Raw genomic sequence first — 17,627 nt, 5'->3', positions numbered from 1 at the left:
TGTTGGTGCTCACGTTCCGGTGTCCTCGCTCGTGGTTGGCATTCCGACTATCCCTGCTGATGCCAGTGCCGCCACGTCTTCTGTCGCATAGCCGATCTCACCGAGCAGCGCGGCGGTGTCGGCGCCGATCGCGGGGGCTTTGCCGCGGGCGCGTGGGGCTCCCTCGGCGTGGATCGGTGTGTTGACCATTATCGGTGTGCCGAACCGGTCCTCGTCGTGCAGGAACATGCCACGCGCCACGAACGTGGGGTCGGTGACGATATCGGCAATCGTGTTCACCGGGCCGCACGGAACGCCGGCGTCGCGCAGCTTGCTCATCCAGCTGTCCCGTCCCGCGGTGCGGAAGCGCGACTGCAAAATGTCCGCCAGAGCCGCCCGGTGGACGAACCGGCTGTATTCGGTTGCGAACCGCGCATCGTCGGTCAGGTCGAGGTCCAGAACGGTGCACAGCGCCGGCCACGCCCGCTCGACGGCACCGATGACCAGGGTCGCCCGGTCGGCGCAGATGAACGCCTCGTACGGCGCGGCGAGCCGGTGCGCGGTGCCCAACGGCTCGGGTGTCCGACCGGTGGCCGCGTAGTCGGCGACCTCCCACAACGACCACGCCGCGACGCTGTCACACAGTGACACGTCGATATAGGAACCGCCGCCGCCATTGCGAACGCGCAACAGGGCCGCCAAGATGCCGATGGCGGCCCACATGCCGCTGCCGACATCGGAGACGGGGAAACCGGCCTTGGCGAGTTCACCCTCGGCGCTGCCCGTCACACTCATCAGTCCGGAAAATGCCTGCGCGATGAGGTCGATCCCCTTGGCATTGCGCATCGGCCCGTCCTGGCCGAACCCGGAGATCGACGCATAGACCAGGTCGGGACAACGTCCGTGCAAGTCCTGGTAGCTCAAACCCAACTTGGCCATGGCACCTACCCGGAAGTTCTCCACCAACACATCGCTGCGTGCGGCGAGGGCGCGCACGATGTCTTGTCCGGTCGGGGTCTTCATGTCCACAGCGAGACTGGATTTGCCGCGATGCACCAGGTCGAAGGGAATCGAATCCTGGGAATCGCCGAGGCGTCGGGCACGCAACCGGTCGCCGTCGACGGGCTCAACCTTGATCACATCCGCGCCGAGATCGGCGAGGATCGTCGTGCAATAAGGGCCGGCCAGTGCCCCGGTGATATCGAGCACGCGGATGCCGGCGAGGAATGGCCTGGATGCGGCTGCCGTCATCACGTCCCCTTCGATTCGCCGGTCCGTAATAAGGACCATTGGTCCGCAATGTGGACTCACAGATAGTGACGTGAGCATGCTGTGATGTCAAGAGACCTTGCGCGGTCAACCGGATTGAAGTCGTCTCCGATGCGCCCCCTCGCGATCGGAGGCGCCCAAAGAGGTTGGTGTGAATGGAAATCCAGGGTCGCCTTCGGCCGGCGAGGCTGCTGGCCCCACCGGCTTGTGAAGATCAGCGGTGAGTTCCGGGGATTGGCGTCCAGGCGGAGTCGCCGCTGTCGCGCTATCTGCCTACACCTCTGCTCGAGGCGCCAATCGTACTGCGCGCACCCTTGTGGGCACCTGCGCGAAGGATATCCGGCACTCCAGGTGTGGTATGACAGAACTCTTCTGCTCAGCGGAAGTTCGTGCGGCGGATCACGGGCCAGGAAAGGCAGCGATGGCGGGCAATACTTCACAGAGCGGAGCGACTGTCGCATCGCGGACGCTTGCGCTCCTCGGCGCCTTCGACACCCGGCACCGGCGCATGACGCTCACCGAGCTGGCGCTGCGTGCCGGGTTGCCGGTGCCGACCGCGCACCGACTGATCGGTGAACTGCAGGACTGGGGTGCGCTCACGCGGCTGCCCTCGGGGCAGTACACGATCGGTCGGCGACTCTGGGATGTCGGGTTGCTCGCGCCGGTCCAAACCGGACTGCGCGAGGTCGCCTCGCCGTTCCTGCACGATCTCTACGGAGCCACGCTGGCTACCGTGCACCTGGCGGTGCGCGACGGTACGCAGGCGCTGTACCTGGATCGGCTTGCCGGGCATGCATCGGTGCCGGTGGTGAGCAAGATCGGGTCCCGGCTGCCCCTGTACGCGACCGGTGTCGGCAAAGCGCTGCTTGCGCACGCGCCGCAGTCGGTCGTGGAGGAGGTGACGGCACATCTGACCCGGATCACGCCGCACACCGTGGTGCATGCGGGTGTGCTGATGGGGCAGCTGTCCCGGGCCCGCCGTGATGGCTATGCCACGACGGTCGAAGAGATGAGCCTGGGCGCCTGCTCGGTGGCGGTGCCGGTCTTTCAGGGCAGCGAGGTGATTGCCGCCCTGGGGCTGGTCGTCCCGTCGCTCAAACGTGACAAGCTGCGGCTGGCATCGGCGTTGAATGTTGCTGCGCAGGGCATTTCACGCAGTCTGTCGTAGCTTCTGTTGTGATCGCACCGCGCTCGAGGGGCGGTGGGCCGCATCGCCGGAACGTGAGGCTTGACACAGCGGGTAGCGTGACATTTCACTAGGCAGTGATGAAACGTCAGTGTTACCCGGCGGGACCCCGGCAGTGGTCTCTGCGCGGCGAACTCACCGATCGGAAGGTGTGAGAATCCAACATGTCCACTCTGGCGACGAAGGTGCACGAGATCGTCCAACGGCATATCGAGGCCGGCGAAATCAGCGGAGCGATCACGCTCATCGCCCGCGACGGTGTGGTCGAGGTCAACGATGTCCAAGGGGTTGCCGACTCGGATCCCAATGCCACCCTGCGGTCCGACACGGTCTTCGGGGTCGCGTCGATGACGAAAACTCTTGTGGCCGCCTGTGCTCTGATACTCGCTTCCGAGAACGCGTTACGACTCTCCGATCCGGTGTCGAAATACATTCCCGAGTTCGCCGAACCGCGGCTGGTGCGCACGCTGCAGCCGGGTGAGCAGTACCGGATAGAGAGTTTCCTGTCCGTGCCGGATGACGACATCAAAGAGCCGAACTTCGACTATGCGCCGGCCGAGCGGGAACTGACGGTGCACGACTTTTTGTCCTTCACCGCCGGGCTTCAGACGATCCTCATCGCCAATCCGGCCATGCCGCCGGTCGGTCCGACCGACACCCTCGAGACCTGGGTTCCCAAACTCGCCACGGTGCCGCTGGAATTTCAGCCAGGGACGCGGTGGCATTACAGCAACGCCACCGGCTACGAGGTGGTGGCACGCATCATCGAGGTCGTGTCCGGGATGTCCCTTGCCGACTTTGCCGCCCAGCGCATCTTCGATCCACTTGGCATGACCGAGACGGGATTTGGGGTCCAGCCGTGGATGTCCGATCGGTTGGCACCGTTGGGTCCGCTCGCCGTGACGCAAATCGTACGAACCGAGTTCAATTCTGGCTCCGCCGGCCTTTTCTCGACCGCCGCAGATTATCTGAAGTTTGCCGAGATGCTGCGCAACGACGGTCGATTCGGCGGCGTTGAGGTCATGCCGAGCGCCGCGGTTGCGGCTATGCGCCAAAACCAGATCGGTGAGCTGACCTTTCCCGGCGTACGCGCTACCGCTTACGGGAGCCCGGTGCCGATACCGCCGGATTCCGGTGTGACGTACGGCTACGGGGTCGCAATTGTCACCGGAGCGTCGGAGGACGTGCCGTTGCCGGTGGGCAGCTTCGGCTGGGACGGTGTGGGGACCCGAAGGTTCTGGGTCATACCGTCATTGCGAACCACCATTGTCATGTTGATGCCGGGACTCGGCGATGCCGCCGACGCCACGCATCGCGAGATCGAGGCGCTGGTCGCCGCGCAGGCGTAGTTGCGGCGGTGGAGGAGGGGCCCGCAAGCAACGACCGCCTGCGCTAACACGGGCGACCGATGGCGCCACCGCCGCCGACGCACAGCACGTGCCCGGTGATGAATCCCGCATCATCACCGGGCAGGAAGGCCACCGCCGCCGAGGTTTCACGCGGTGTGCCGAACCGTCGCATCGCCACCGCGTCGAGGTAGCGCGCTTCACCGGCTGATCCGGGAGGATTGTTCGCTCGGAACAGTTCGGTCTCGGTGGGCCCCGGGGCCACTGAACCCGACGTTGTTCACCAGTGGCGTGAGCGTCGCCCGCTGGTTCGCCCACTGCGTCGACGCACTCCAGATCGACCCTACGCAGACCGGCGCTGACGATGCTGCGATAACGGATCGCTGATGATAATGGTTGCAGCGCAGCATCTTTGCTTCGCAGGACGTCCAGCAGTTCATCCTGGATGGAGTTGCAACGAGATCATCAGGCGCTGGCTCGTGCGACGGGCGCGTCGTCGGATCGCGCTAGTTCGGCGCTGAGAAAGGTGTCTGATCAGGGCAATAAGAGGGTCCGGGCCGCGTCGGTGCACGGACCACTCGCCGGCTACGACACTGCCCATGTTGAGTCAACGTGCCCGCAGAAACTGTTGCACCTGAGAGGAAATCGCTGTGCGTGAGTTGCGGCGACTGGTTGCACCGCCTGACCGCGTTGGGCGGTACAACCAGCTCGGGCCGGGAGCCCCTAGCCGCGGAGGGAGGCCGTGACTGCGCGGCTGGTGTTGGCGTGTGTTGCGACCGCCGCTGAATACAAGGCTCTTTGTCCGTAGAGGTAGCCGAGTTGCTTGGCGACAAAGGGCACGCTGACGATCGGCGCGATCATCCAGGGCAGATTCTCGTAGACCAGCACCATGGCGACGCCCCAGAAGTCACGACGCGGAAAGTTGGGAAACCCGTGCCGGGCTGCGGCGACGAAGTAGATGAAGAACACCGTCAACATCATCGCCATGGTGGCGAAGCTCCACCACAGCGGCCGGATGCGCTTGTCAGGATCGTTGCCCGCCTTTCTCAGCTTCCACCACACGTACAGCAGAATCGACGAATGGCTCACGGAAGGGCTGATGGTCTATGACGACGGGGTCAAGCATCCGTCAGGCGCGTCGAGAGATGTACCGACACCAGATCATCACTGCAGCCGAACTCGAGTTCGCCAGGACTGGTTTCGATAAGACCAAGGTCACCGACATCGCCCGTACTGCCGATGTGTCCGTTGACACCGTGTACAAGAACTTCGCCGGTAAGAGCGACATCTGGGATGCGCTCAACCAGCAGCGGATGGAGGGCGTCATCGCCGCCGGCGAGCATGCAGCCCAGGCCGTCACCTCGCCACTGGAACGGCTGTTGTGTTCCGCGCGGGCACAGGTCATGTACTTCGCCGATCATCCACATTTCTTGGACCTTCACATTCGCGAGGGGTGGAGCTGGGCCACCGCAGGCCTCGAACTGGGCCGTGGAGCTCAGCGCGACGTGTGGCGCACGGGCCTCAGCATTGTGGTGGCGCTGGCCGAAGACGCCATCGCGGCGGGTGAGATTCGTGCGTTGCGTCCCGACATCGTTGCCGGGCTGGCGGTCTCGGCGTTGCAGGTGTGGTTGACCGATTGGGTCAATACCGGGCGCGACCGCCCTGCGCAGGTGGTAGCCGATGAACTCGTCGAGCATGTGCAGCGGATCCTGACCGCTCCCGACGCGCACGCAGCGGCCGCGTCCTCGGCGGGGTCGTAGCACGGGGATACCAGTGCAGGGGCGATGCGTCACGCCGCGCTGCCAGCGAGGGCCAACTAGACGGATCGTTGCAAACCCAGCGATGTACTGGCTTTCAGTGCAGTGAAGATGGCTGCGGAGTTAGCGCCATCGAGCGCGGCCGCCGCGCTCTTGGGGCGGGCTGCCAGCTCCCCTGTCAGCCGTGGGCCGTTCCGCAGTGACTGTCGGGCGCACCCGGGACGTCGAGAGTGGGATTGCGGTCGAAGAAGCCGTCCGGTTTGAGGGTGAACCCCGTGTAGTCGACCGGCATGATCGGCCAGTCCTCGAGGCGAGGTGCGTGGGTGAGGCCGAAGGTATGCCAGACGACGATGTCGGTGTTATCGATTGATCGGTCGTTGGCCGTGTAGGTCGGCAGCCCGGCGCCGCCCGGGTGCTGGTTGACGAAGTCGCCCGTCGGGTAGCGCTCCGACCGTTCGAACGGGGTGACCCAGAGGTGGCGGGTGGCGAACGTCGCTCGGCGTGCGATGGACGAGTTATCGGCAGCCAGCAGCAGCGGGTTGCCTTCTGGATGCAGGGTGTAACCGACTGGCTTGTTCAATTGATTGTGCTTGCCGGGGTTGATGATTCGCCATACGCGTCCAGAAGAGCGGTCGGCAACACGCTGGGCCTGGCCTTCGGTCACTAACGGGACTTCCGAGATGGTCCAGGCGTTGCCCTTCGGGTTAGCTTCGTCGATCGGAATCCGGACGACGTTTTTCTCCACCACGGTGTTGGTGTGACCGTCGACCTGCATATGCAGCCGCGCACAGAACAAGTGTTGGTGATAGGGAGCGCCGAGCCCGGGAGCGATCTCACTCGCGTAGGGATTCTCGGTGCGCCCGGGTCCGGGGTAGGCGGAGGTGAAGACCACACCCGTCGCCTTAGCCTCCAGCTCGATGGTGCCGTCGAGATACAGGTACCAGTAGAAGCCGTAGTCGTAGTTGCCCAGTGTCGCGAAGAAGGAGATCACCAGTCGACGCTGACGACGCACGTGGGACGACCCTGCCCAGTCGTCGCGGTGCTTCCACAGGATGCCGTAGTCCTCTTCGTGAATGCAGATGGCGTTGCTGATCGTGCGTGGGCTGCCGAACTGGTCGGCGACCACGCCGTCGAGGTAGGTGATGTCGCCCAGACAGTCACAGCCCAGCTTCAGGCTGTTGGCCATCTGCCCGATGAGGTATTCACCGGTGTCGAAGTAGTTCTGCCAATCTCTAATTGGCGATGGGTCGGCGTACGGGACGACCATCTCTGCCACCGACGCACGGAAGATGATCGGACGCTGTGCATCGCCGTCGGTGAAACTCAACTGGTGCAGGACGACGCCCTCCCGGGCATCGAATGTCACACGAACCTGCCACTTCTCCCAGCTGAGCAGGTTGTCTTCCAACGTGAAGCTGGGACCTTCGGGCTGCACGATCTGCAGCGGCTTCTGGGTGGTGCGCAATGGGCCGGTCACCACCGGATCGTCGAAGTTACCCGAAGTCCGAGGTATTGGCACTGGACCCAGATCGATGATGTCGACTACCGTCTCCGCGGCGACGTCTACGAAGGCAACCAAGCCGTCCACCGGGTGCGCCCAAGCATGATCACTGGGATGGTCTTGCTGAAATGCCAATCCCCGCAGAATTCTTCGCCCAGTCTCGTTGGGGTAGTCGAAGACGCCGGCGGACAACGGCGCCACCCGTACCGTCGCCACATCGAGCCCGCGGGCCGACAGGGCGGCACGCCAACGGTCATTGGTCGCAAGGATCCGCTCCACTGCCTCGAATTCCTGCTCTAGAACCGGAAGTTGGCCATCTATTGCGGGGTCAAGGATCCTCGATGACAACACCGTGCCGGTGTCCAGTGACACCACCACGTCGGTGCCGACGCCGGTGCTGATGTCGAGGAGCATCACTCGATAGCACCGCTGCCCGGTACCTTCCTCCGGGTCGGCGGGGGAGGGCTCGTCGAGGCCTAGGTAGGCAACGCGCGAGTTCGTGGTGAACAGGCCTGCCTCGATGAGGATTTCACGGACGTTCAGGATCTGCTCCGCTGTGGTCATCGTCAGCGGGTGGGGAGCCGATGTGGACATGAGGATACCTTTTTGTGCTGGTCGGAATCGTGCTGGCGGAGTCGTTGTGCGCCGAGCGGGCACCCGCGTGGCGCGGGCCGCCGCCTAAGACGTGGTCGGGCCCGGCCGTGCGTCTTCGATGGAGGGAGCCCGGCCGAATTCCTGGGCGTAGGCACCCATGGTGATGTTGATCGGTTCGGCCGTCTGCTGGTCACTGCCGAACTGGATGCCGACGCTGCGATGGGCGTTGAGGTCAATTAGCACCATGCCTTCGACTCCCATGTTCTTCTCCAGCCACGAGAACAGATAGGTCTTCTCGCGGAGCTTCCAGTAGGTACACGTCTCGGTGTCCCCGACACCGAGTTCTGCACCGCCGACACACAACCAGGTGAACAAGTTCTCGTTGAGATAGATGTGGTCGTACACGTCGTCGCTGCTGTAGGAATACCGCACCCGCCGTCCGATGAGTTCGTCGGTGCGCGCGTGGGCCTCGGCCGGGTCGGCATCGGTACCCTCGACCTGACCTTGAAGCCACTGCTGGCGCGCCAGATGCGGCCCGGGTTCAATCCCCAATTGTCCTATCGCCCCGGTCATCTGGCCGCTTGTCAGATCGATGGCGGCACTGAAGACGGTGGGATGGGTGGCCGCGTCGCGGCCGTAGTGCAGGTAGAACAGCCCAGGCTGCATCTCGAACAGTTCGTAGATATCGGTGCCCGATTCCCCGTCCAGTACCCAGTGCACTCGATCACCGTCGAAAGTGTGGGTTAACACGAACTGCTCGGCGGAGTCGACGTAGCGACCACGAACGGTGAGCTGTTTGCCGTCGAGTGCATTGCTATGCGGCGGCCGGTATTCGTTGAAGCCGTCCACCATCTCACTCATGGTCGGCCAGTCATCTTTGTTCCAACTGAAGGCTGTGGTCATGTTCGTGTGAACTTTCTTTGTCGGTTGCGGGTGGCTTTGCCGAGATGTGCTGTCATTGCATGTCGCGATGGCATCCCATTTGGGCGAAGAGTTGCGGCGAGCGCACCTTGACGATCTGAGCGGCGATTGCCCCTATTGCCGCGAAGACGATCAGCAGGGAAGGGAGGAGCCAGGACAGGATCCCGTCGTTGCCGATCAGCAGATCGAAATTCGCGACGGCGACGATGAACACCGCTACCAGTGCCAGCCCGGCCGCCGAGGGGGCGATCAAGGTGCGCACAAGGTTGCGTTCGAGGTCGCGGTGACGGGCGAAGAAAGCAACTACGGCAAAGGAAGTCGTTGCCATGAGCGCGATGATGGCCAATGTTCCGAGATTGGTCAGCCAGCTGAACAGAGCCAGCACAGGGTCCAGTTTCGCGAGAATGAACACAACCACGACGATCAGCGCCACGCTCGACTGAGCGATCGAACCAATGTGCGGGCTGAGGTGTTTGGCGTGCGTTCGACCCGCGTGCTCGGGCAGTAGTCCGTCCCGGCCCAGCGCATAGGTGTAGCGGGCCACAGCATTATGGAAGGCGAGGACGGCGGCGAATACGCTGGTAATGAACAACAGTCGCATGATCGTGCTGAACCAGTTGCCGATATAGGAATCCGACAGCGCGAAGATGAATGTGGTGGGATCGCTCAAGCCGGCGATGAAGCCCGGGATTTGGTCAATGCCGGCGCCGTTGACCATCAGGAAGGCGACCACCGCATAGACCGCGCCGATCACAGAGACGGCAAGGAACGTCGCGCGGGCCACGGTGCGCCGTGGATCCTTGGCTTCCTCGCTGTAGATGGCCGTTGCTTCGAAACCGACGAATGATGCGAAGCAGAACAACAACGCAATGGGCAGCGATCCGCTGGTCAGCGCATGGGCACTGAACGGCTCAAGACTGAGCGCTTTGGTGCCGAAACTGCCGCCCTTGATCACGATGGTGGCACCCAGGACGAGGACGACCAGGAACTCGAGCGCCACCAGCACCGAGAGCACCTTCATCGAGACATCGATCTGTCGGTATCCCAGAACGGCCACCGCGGCGATTCCGGCCAGTGTCGGTACCCACCAAGGCACCGTCGAGTGCATCTCGTCGGCGACGAACCCGGCTGCGGCGGCGCCGAAGAGTCCCCACAGGCCGATCTGCATGGTGTTGTAGCCAATCAAGGCGATGAAGGCCGAGGCCCCACCGACATGTTGGCGGAGACCACGGGTGATAAACGAATAGAAGGCCCCGGTGCTGGTGTGGTGACGCGACATCGTGGTGAAACCGATTGCAAATACCAGCAATACGATGGCTGTCAAGGCATAGGCGCCTGGTAGTCCTGTACCGTTGCCGAGTAACATCGCCACTGGCGCGCCGCCTGCCATCGCCGTAAGGGGCGCGGCGGCGGATATGACGAAGAATGCGACGCCTAGGGTGCCTAGCGTGTTGCGCCGGAGGTGGTGCTCAGAGCGGGGAAGGGCGGCAGCCGCGACGGGCGCCTCTGGTTCGGTTGTCATGCTCGGACTCCAGATCGGGAGGGCTTCTCGTATTCGGAAGGTGGTGTTCCATTGCAGGTTTGGTGCTGCGACTGCTTCGTTGTGGGCCGGCGGGTTGACGGTCACCCGCCGGCAGGCGTCGATTGGTTCCGCGAGGGTCACCCGAAGGGCGTCGGGGTGAGGGTGTACTTGGTCTGTAGGTATTCGTGAATTCCCTCCGAACCTCCCTCCCTGCCGAGCCCGGAGGACTTCCAGCCGCCGAACGGTGCGGCGGCGTTGGATACCACCCCGGCGTTGAGCCCCATCATTCCGGTGTGCAACCGCTCGATCATGCGCTGGCCGCGCGCCAGATCTTTGGTGTAAACGTATGACACGAGGCCATATTCGGTGTCATTAGCGAGTGCTACGGCTTCGTCTTCGCTGTCGAACGGTGCAATGGCCAACACCGGGCCGAAGATCTCTTCGCGCAGTATGTCGCTGCCGGCAGTGACATTCGACAGGACCGTCGGAGCGTAGAAGGTGCCGGGCCCATCGAGCGGCGCGCCTCCGGTGGTGAGGACGGCGCCGCGCGCCACTGCGTCGGACACCAGAGCGTGTGCCTTGGTGACGGCTGTGTCGTCGATCAGTGGGCCCACCGACACCCCCGGCTCGGTACCGCGGCCGGTCTTCAGTGCGGCCACCGCGGCGGTGACGCGGCGGGTGAATTCCGCAGCGGCACTGCGGTGCACGATGAACCGATTGGCGGCGGTGCATGCTTGACCGCCGTTTCGGAACTTCGCCGCCAGAGCCCCCTCGACCGCCTTGTCCAGGTCGGCGTCGTCGAACACCACGAAAGGTGCGTTACCGCCGAGCTCCATCGAGGTCCGCAGCACACCCTTGGCCGCTTGCGCGAGCAGACGTTTGCCGACTTCGGTGGAGCCGGTGAAAGACAGCTTGCGAAGTCTGGGATCGGCGATGATCGGTGCGGACAACGCCGAGGAGGCGGTGGTCGTGACGACGTTGAGTGCACCGCCGGGGAGGCCCGCTTCCTCGAGGATGCGGGCGAGCAGCAGAGTGGTCAGCGGTGTCAACGCCGCGGGCTTGACCACCACGGTGCAACCCGCGGCCAGTGCCGGTGCGATTTTGCGGGTGGCCATCGCCAATGGAAAGTTCCACGGCGTGATCAACAAACACGGGCCCACCGGATGCTGGGTGACGATCATCCGCCCGGTGCCTTCGGGATCGGGGCCATATCTGCCCTGAACCCGGATGGCTTCCTCGCTGAACCAGCGCAGGAACTCGCCGCCGTAGGCGACTTCTCCGTGGGCTTGATCCAGCGGCTTGCCCATCTCCATGGTCATCAGCAAGGCGAAGTCGTCGGCACGCTGGTGGAGGAGATCGAAGGCGCGGCGCAGGATGTCCGCCCGGAACCTGGCCGAGGTGGCGGCCCAGACGTCGGCGGCCTCCGCGGCGGCGTCGAGAGCAGCCAGCCCGTCCTCGGGAGTGGCGTCGGCGATGGTCTTGATTACCTCACCGGTCGCGGGATCATGGACGGTGAACGTGGCTCCGGTGCTCGACGCGCGCCAGTTGCCGCCGATCAGAAGGGCATCGGGAAGCTCGGCGAGCAGGTCGCGGTCTCGTGTCGCGGCGGTCACCTAGGCTCCCCTGCCAAGTCGGGCGCGGTGGGGGCGAGCATGATGCCGGCGAAGAACGCAGCCAGCTCGTCGGTGGCGGTCAGCGGCAGAACGTTAGCGACGTACTGGTCTGGGCGCACGACGACGACAGCTCCAGCGCCGTCGATACCCCGCTCCTCGAAGATGTCGCAGCCGGGATCGGCGGCATACACCTTCTCGTAGTCGACCAAGTAGTACGGGCCTACGCGAGGCAGAAACGCCGTCGGCACCGTACCGAGATCGACCTGGGTATGGTCGCCGCGGTAGACGACCTTGACGTCGAAGACACTGTCGAGATCTGCGTCTTTGGGAGTGAAGGCCACGACGGGCGAGGCCGCCGCGTTCGCTAGCCAGTCGGCCCAGGCGTCGACCGCCTGTTCTGCGCCAACGCCGCCGGCGAAGACGTAGATGCGCCAGCGTCCGTCGGCAAGGTGGTGGTGACCGAGGTGAATGGGATTGCCGTCGGCGACTCGGATCACGGGGGCCGACTTGAAGCGTTTGCCGACCGGGTACCCCGGCGCGATCCCTTGATGGTGTGCCGGCGCGGTGACCATAGACGGTTGATACTGGGTCATGAATCCGGCCGGAAACTCCGCGGTCTTGGTGTAGAAGTCTTCGAGTTCGGAGGGCGAGCGGAAGTCTTCGGGACGTTTGGCCATCATGCTCGACCACTGCTTGTCGAACTCGATGAGATCCCTTGCTATGACTTGGCGTTCGGTTGAGTATGTCGAGAGCAGTGCGGCCGGACTGCGTCGCTGCAACACATGCGCCAGTTTCCAGCCGAGGTTGAAGCCGTCCTGGATGGAGACGTTCATGCCCTGCCCCGCCTTGGCGCTGTGGGTGTGGCAGGCGTCTCCGGTGATGAAAACATGGGGGAGCCGAACGTCGAGGGCATCAGCAGGGACGTCGTCGAAGCGGTCGGTGACTCGGTGTCCGACTTCGTAGACGCTGTACCAGGCGACGTCTCGGACGTCGAGTGTGTAGGGATGCAGAATGGCGTTGGCCTGGGCGATGATCTCGTCGATAGTGGTGCTGCGCACGTTATGGTGGTCATCCTCGGCAAGATCGCCGAGGTCGACGTACATCCGGAAGAGATATCCGCCCTCGCGGGGAATGAGTAGGATGCTCCCCCCGGCGTCGGACTGAATGGCACATTTTGTGCGGATATCCGGGAAATCCGTGACCGCAAGTACATCCATGACACCCCAGGCGTGGTATGCGCTGTCGCCCAGAGCTTTACAGCCGATAGAGTCGCGGACGACGCTGTGTGCCCCGTCGGCCCCGACGACGTATTTTGCCCGCACGGTCCGGGAGCGACCGGCCTCTGCACCGGAAGTGGCGACCAATGTCACGGCGACCGGGTAATCGTCATCTGCATCGACGGTCAGGTCCGTGCATTCCAGCCCGTAGTCCGGTCGCATCCGTGTCGGTGCGTTGGCCATGAACTCTGCGAAGTAGTCGAGCACTCTGGCCTGGTTGACGATCAGATGTGGGAACTCGCTGATACCAGTGGGATCATCCGGCGTTCGTGCCGTTCGCACGATTCGCGACGGATCGCTGGGATCTGGCTTCCAGAAGGACATTTCGGTAATGCGGTATGCCTCGGTGACGATCCGCTCGGCGAACCCGAAGGCCTGGAAGGTCTCCACGCTGCGTGCCTGAATGCCATCGGCCTGCCCAATCGCGAGGCGGCCGGGTCGGCGTTCGACGATCCGCGTTGTGATGTCGGGGAACTGTGACAGCTGCGCGGCCGTGACCATGCCGGCCGGGCCGGAACCGATGATCAAGACATCGACGTACTCGGGGAGCTCCTCGGGTCGGTCGATTCCGCTGCCGGCGGCCGGTTGGACGCGAGGATCGCCTGAGACGTAGCCGTGGTGATGGAATTGCATGGTCAGCTCTTCGTGGTCGGTGCTGTGAGGCGGGCGGGTAGACCCTCGGTAATGCCTGGGCCGGATGCCAGCGTTTGCGTGACGAGGGCCGCCTTTGGTGTCGGTATGCGTTGCCGCGGTGTGCTGTCCACCCTGGCCCCTTCGGTTCTCTTCAAAAATCGATTGTTAGATCACGACGGCGCACGCTTGCGATCTAGGTCACAGATCATATACGATTTCAGATACGATGCAATAGGAACTGCGAGGGAATCTGTGAGCACTGAAAAAGGCCTGCTCAGCGGCCATTCCACCGGTATCGGTGGGCGGCCGGGCAAGATCATTGCCGTCCATCTGAACTACATATCGCGGGCCGACCAGCGCGGCCGTAGGCCTGCGCGACCGTCCTATTTCCTCAAACCGTCGAGCTCGGTGGCGTCAACTGGTGCGACTGTGGAGCGTCCGGCGGGTACCGAACTCCTGGCATTCGAAGGCGAGATCGCGCTCGTGATCGGCAGCACTGCTCGCCGAGTGCCGATCGGGCAGGCCTGGGAATGCGTCGCCGCCGTGACGGCTGCCAACGACTTCGGCCTCTACGACTTGCGGGCCGCCGACAGGGGCTCCAACGTCCGGTCCAAAGGCCGTGACGGGTTCACCCCACTCGGGCCGAATCTCCTTGACGCGCGCACGATCGATCCGAGCGCGCTGCGGCTACGGGTTTGGGTCAACAACCGGCTCGTGCAGTGCGACACCACTGATGCCCTGCTGTTCCCGTTCGCTCAGCTCGTCGCTGACCTCTCCCAGCACTTCACCTTGGAACCCGGAGACGTCATCCTCACCGGCACACCGGCTGGCGCATCGGTGGTGGTGCCCGGTGACATCGTCGAGGTCGAAGTCGATGCCCCTGACGCCCCGGGCTCGCCGAGCACCGGTCGCCTCGTCTCAACCGTCGTTGAGGGCGGTGACGAGTTCGACCCGGAACTGGGCTCGGTGCCGGCCATCGATGACACCCAACGCGCCGAGGCATGGGGTTCGCGGGAGGCTGCCGGGCTACCTGCCACGCCTGAGACGACCCTTGCCGAGGAACTGCGGGACAAGCTGTCGGCCATTCCGGTGGCAGCGCTATCGCAAGAACTTCGTAAGCGCGGACTCAATAATGTGTCGATCGAGGGGGTGACGGCACTACGCCAGGGGGTGAAGCTGGTTGGCTCAGCGCGCACGTTACGTTTCGTAGCCAATCGTGAGGATCTCTTCGAGGCGCATGGCGGCGGGTACAACGCCCAGAAACGAGCGTTCGACGCGGTCGGTCCCGGCGAGGTGATCGTCATCGAGGCCCGCGGCGAGACCGGTTCGGGCACCCTCGGGGACATCCTGGCGTTGCGCGCCAACGCCCGTGGGGCCGCAGGCGTGGTCACCGACGGTGGGGTGCGCGACGCCGATGCGGTCGCGGCGATCGGCCTGCCGGTGTTCGCCGCAGGTGCGCATCCTGCCGTGCTAGGGCGCAAGCACGTGCCGTGGGACCGCGACGTGACCATCACCTGCGGCGGAGCCACCGTCCAGCCGGGTGACATCATCGTCGGCGATGGTGACGGCGTCATCGTCATACCCGCCGCGCTGGCCGCCGAGGTCTGCCGGTCCGCCATCGAACAGGAACATCAAGATGCCTGGGTCGCCGAACAGGTCGCCGCGGGTCATTCCGTCGACGGGCTCTTCCCGCCCAACGGCGAGTGGAAGGAGAAATACCGCCAGTGGTGCAGCACGCAGTGAATACTCAAGTGGGGCTTAGTAAATCGCAGCGGGCCTACCACTGGATCAAGGAGCGAATCGCGCGCAACGAGTACACCGCCGGATACCGGCTGGTGCTCAGTGCTATCGCCAAGGAACTCGGAATGAGCGTCGTCCCGGTTCGTGAGGCCATCCGTCAGCTCGAGGCCGAAGGGTTCGTGACCTTCGAACACAATGTCGGCGCTCAGGTTTCGATGGTCGACGAGGTTCAATACCGGGACAGCATGCAGACATTGAGCATCTTGGAGGGCGCAGCTACGGCCTTGGCCGCCCGCCGCCTCAGTCCGGACGACATCCGGCGTGCCCGTTCGATCAACGAACGCATGATCGAGTCTTTGGGGCACTTCGACCCGGCGCAGTTCACCGCGCTCAACCGGGACTTCCACTCGGCATTGTTCACCAAGTGCGTGAACGCACGAATGGTTGCCCTGGTGGAGGCCGAATGGGGTCGCCTCAGCCGCTTGCGGTCCTCAACGTTCGCCTTCGTCCCCGGTCGTGCACACGAATCGGTGCGCGAGCACGAAGACATCGTGCACCTCATCGAGATCGGCGCCCCGATGGACGAAATCGAGCAGGCTGCCCGCCGGCACCGTCTTTCGACACTGGACGCGTACCTGGTGCACGAACATCCCAACGACGACAACGGCCGACCGACCACCCTTGGAATGGAGTGTCCATGACGAACAGCGCCACCACCGCAACGCGGGCCCGGCAGACCCCTGTCGACCTGCCCACGCGGATCCAGCATTACATCGGCGGCCACTTGGTGGACTCCCTCGATGGTGCGACTTTCGGCGTCCTCGATCCGGTATCCAACGAGGTGTACGTCCAAGCGGCGGCCGGCAAGAAGGCCGACATCGATCGTGCAGTCGCGGCAGCGCGCACCGCGTTCACCGACGGTCCCTGGTCGAAGATGCTTCCTCGCGAGCGGTCTCGAGTGTTGCACCGTATCGCCGATATCGTGGAGTCGCGTGACGCCCGCCTGGCGGAGCTGGAGTCTTTCGACTCGGGCCTGCCTATCACTCAGGCGCTGGGCCAAGCGCGGCGTGCGGCCGAAAACTTCCGGTTCTTCGCAGATCTCATCGTCGCGCAGGCAGATGACACCTACAAGGTGCCAGGTCGCCAGATCAACTACGTCAACCGCAAACCGATCGGTGTGGCGGGGCTGATCACGCCGTGGAACACGCCGTTCATGCTGGAGTCCTGGAAGCTTGGACCGGCGTTGGCAGCAGGCAACACTGTCGTACTCAAACCCGCCGAGTTCACCCCGCTATCGGCGTCTCTCTGGGCGGGGATCTTCGAAGAGGCGGGCCTGCCCGACGGAGTGTTCAATCTGGTCAACGGCTTCGGTGAGGATGCCGGCGACGCCCTGGTGAAACACCCTGACGTACCCCTGATTTCGTTCACCGGAGAAAGCGGCACCGGCCAGCTCATCTTCGCCAACGCCGCCCCGTTCCTCAAGGGTCTATCGATGGAACTGGGTGGAAAGAGCCCCGCGATCGTATTCGCCGATGCCGATCTGGATGCGGCCGTCGATGCCACCATCTTCGGAGTGTTCTCGCTCAACGGGGAACGATGCACCGCGGGAAGTCGAATCCTCGTCGAACGCAGCATCTACGCCGAGTTCGTCGAACGTTACGCCGCGCAGGCCAAGCGCGTCGTGGTCGGATATCCGCATGACCCCCGCACCGAGGTAGGCGCGTTGGTTCATCCCGAGCACTACGAGAAGGTGATGAGCTATATCGAGATCGGCAAGAGCGAGGGTCGACTTGTCGCCGGAGGCGGCCGCCCAGACGGCTTCGACACCGGTAACTTCGTGGCCCCCACCGTGTTCGCCGATGTCAAACCAGATGCGCGCATCTTCCAGGAGGAGATCTTCGGCCCGGTCGTCGCCATCACGCCGTTCGACACCGACGACGAGGCCCTTGAGCTCGCCAACGGTGTGAAATATGGCTTGGCCGCCTATGTGTGGACCAACGACCTCAAACGTGCGCACAATTTCGCACAGTCCGTCGAGGCAGGCATGGTGTGGCTGAACTCGAACAACGTCCGAGACCTGCGGACCCCGTTCGGCGGTGTCAAGGCTTCGGGTCTCGGGCACGAGGGCGGCTATCGCTCGATTGATTTCTACACCGATCAGCAGGCAGTGCACATCACGCTGGGCGAGGTGCACAACCCTACCTTCGGCAAGGCGTGAGCCTGCTTCGTTCTGACGCGTGAGTTATTGCGCTACTTCGCGACCGACCCCATCACCATCACCAAAGGAGA

Annotated in this window: 14 protein-coding genes; 6 read left to right on the top strand and 8 right to left on the bottom strand. The window is 63.9% G+C overall.

The window, feature by feature from the left end:
- Window positions 1-9: 9 nt before the first annotated feature.
- Entirely contained in the window at window positions 10-1,230 is a 1,221-nt protein-coding gene (locus ACXDF8_RS18630; protein ID WP_457224761.1) for a CaiB/BaiF CoA transferase family protein, read from the bottom strand.
- A gap of 439 nt (window positions 1,231-1,669) precedes the next feature.
- On the opposite strand from ACXDF8_RS18630, the gene ACXDF8_RS18625 reads away from it, so the two are divergent.
- Window positions 1,670-2,416 (top strand): IclR family transcriptional regulator, encoded by a 747-nt coding sequence (locus tag ACXDF8_RS18625; RefSeq protein WP_457224760.1) that lies wholly within the window; start codon window positions 1,670-1,672, stop codon window positions 2,414-2,416.
- A gap of 182 nt (window positions 2,417-2,598) precedes the next feature.
- Complete coding sequence (locus ACXDF8_RS18620; protein WP_457224759.1) at window positions 2,599-3,783, top strand: serine hydrolase domain-containing protein; 1,185 nt, start codon at window positions 2,599-2,601, stop codon at window positions 3,781-3,783.
- A gap of 43 nt (window positions 3,784-3,826) precedes the next feature.
- On the opposite strand, the gene ACXDF8_RS18615 is transcribed toward ACXDF8_RS18620, so the two are convergent.
- A complete protein-coding gene (locus ACXDF8_RS18615; protein ID WP_457224758.1) occupies window positions 3,827-4,045 on the bottom strand; it encodes an SDR family oxidoreductase in 219 nt (72 codons plus the stop codon).
- 458 nt (window positions 4,046-4,503) lie between these two features.
- Complete coding sequence (locus ACXDF8_RS18610; RefSeq protein WP_457224757.1) at window positions 4,504-4,869, bottom strand: hypothetical protein; 366 nt, start codon at window positions 4,867-4,869, stop codon at window positions 4,504-4,506.
- Between the two features lie 56 nt (window positions 4,870-4,925).
- Between ACXDF8_RS18610 and ACXDF8_RS18605 the strand changes: the two genes are divergently transcribed.
- Window positions 4,926-5,540 carry a TetR/AcrR family transcriptional regulator gene (locus ACXDF8_RS18605; RefSeq protein WP_457224756.1) on the top strand — a complete coding sequence of 205 codons (615 nt, stop codon included), beginning with the start codon at window positions 4,926-4,928 and terminating at the stop codon, window positions 5,538-5,540.
- Window positions 5,541-5,715: 175 nt separating this feature from the next.
- On the opposite strand, the gene ACXDF8_RS18600 is transcribed toward ACXDF8_RS18605, so the two are convergent.
- The 5 genes from ACXDF8_RS18600 to ACXDF8_RS18580 form a co-directional block, all read right to left on the bottom strand.
- Window positions 5,716-7,632, bottom strand: a complete 1,917-nt coding sequence (locus tag ACXDF8_RS18600) for a primary-amine oxidase (protein WP_457224755.1) — start codon at window positions 7,630-7,632, stop codon at window positions 5,716-5,718.
- An 84-nt stretch (window positions 7,633-7,716) separates the two neighbouring features.
- Complete coding sequence (locus ACXDF8_RS18595) at window positions 7,717-8,493, bottom strand: MoaF C-terminal domain-containing protein (RefSeq protein WP_457224754.1); 777 nt, start codon at window positions 8,491-8,493, stop codon at window positions 7,717-7,719.
- 94 nt (window positions 8,494-8,587) lie between these two features.
- On the bottom strand, window positions 8,588-10,216 hold the full coding sequence (locus tag ACXDF8_RS18590; protein ID WP_457224753.1) for an APC family permease: 1,629 nt from the start codon (window positions 10,214-10,216) through the stop codon (window positions 8,588-8,590).
- Entirely contained in the window at window positions 10,213-11,661 is a 1,449-nt protein-coding gene (locus tag ACXDF8_RS18585) for an NAD-dependent succinate-semialdehyde dehydrogenase (protein ID WP_457224839.1), read from the bottom strand. Before ACXDF8_RS18585 ends, ACXDF8_RS18590 begins: the two co-directional genes overlap by 4 nt.
- A 23-nt stretch (window positions 11,662-11,684) precedes the next feature.
- The gene (locus ACXDF8_RS18580) at window positions 11,685-13,598 is read right to left on the bottom strand and encodes an FAD-binding monooxygenase (RefSeq protein WP_457224752.1); all 1,914 of its coding nucleotides are present in this window, start codon (window positions 13,596-13,598) and stop codon (window positions 11,685-11,687) included.
- A 252-nt stretch (window positions 13,599-13,850) separates the two neighbouring features.
- Here ACXDF8_RS18580 and ACXDF8_RS18575 point away from each other — a divergent pair, with 252 nt between their 5' ends.
- Genes ACXDF8_RS18575 through hpaE form a run of 3 tightly spaced genes read left to right on the top strand, consistent with a single transcriptional unit; the run spans window position 13,851 to window position 17,556 of the window.
- On the top strand, window positions 13,851-15,341 hold the full coding sequence (locus ACXDF8_RS18575; RefSeq protein WP_457224751.1) for a fumarylacetoacetate hydrolase family protein: 1,491 nt from the start codon (window positions 13,851-13,853) through the stop codon (window positions 15,339-15,341).
- Window positions 15,323-16,039, top strand: a complete 717-nt coding sequence (locus ACXDF8_RS18570) for a GntR family transcriptional regulator (RefSeq protein ID WP_457224750.1) — start codon at window positions 15,323-15,325, stop codon at window positions 16,037-16,039. The genes ACXDF8_RS18575 and ACXDF8_RS18570 overlap by 19 nt, the downstream gene beginning before the upstream one ends.
- On the top strand, window positions 16,036-17,556 hold the full coding sequence (gene hpaE / locus ACXDF8_RS18565) for a 5-carboxymethyl-2-hydroxymuconate semialdehyde dehydrogenase (protein ID WP_457224749.1): 1,521 nt from the start codon (window positions 16,036-16,038) through the stop codon (window positions 17,554-17,556). Before ACXDF8_RS18570 ends, hpaE begins: the two co-directional genes overlap by 4 nt.
- The last annotated feature ends 71 nt before the right edge of the window (window positions 17,557-17,627 follow it).

The sequence above is a fragment of the Mycolicibacterium sp. CBM1 genome (assembly GCF_054073305.1).
This window is presented reverse-complemented; position numbering and strand designations above follow the sequence as displayed.

Bases quoted from the DNA above. Each gene is read 5' to 3' on its own strand.
- ACXDF8_RS18630 (WP_457224761.1), bottom strand. From the start codon at position 1,230: ATGACGGCAGCCGCATCCAGGCCATTCCTCGCCGGCATCCGCGTGCTC.
- ACXDF8_RS18625 (WP_457224760.1), top strand. From the start codon at position 1,670: ATGGCGGGCAATACTTCACAGAGCGGAGCGACTGTCGCATCGCGGACG.
- ACXDF8_RS18620 (WP_457224759.1), top strand. From the start codon at position 2,599: ATGTCCACTCTGGCGACGAAGGTGCACGAGATCGTCCAACGGCATATC.
- ACXDF8_RS18605 (WP_457224756.1), top strand. From the start codon at position 4,926: ATGTACCGACACCAGATCATCACTGCAGCCGAACTCGAGTTCGCCAGG.
- ACXDF8_RS18600 (WP_457224755.1), bottom strand. From the start codon at position 7,632: ATGTCCACATCGGCTCCCCACCCGCTGACGATGACCACAGCGGAGCAG.
- ACXDF8_RS18595 (WP_457224754.1), bottom strand. From the start codon at position 8,493: ATGAGTGAGATGGTGGACGGCTTCAACGAATACCGGCCGCCGCATAGC.
- ACXDF8_RS18580 (WP_457224752.1), bottom strand. From the start codon at position 13,598: ATGCAATTCCATCACCACGGCTACGTCTCAGGCGATCCTCGCGTCCAA.
- hpaE (WP_457224749.1), top strand. From the start codon at position 16,036: ATGACGAACAGCGCCACCACCGCAACGCGGGCCCGGCAGACCCCTGTC.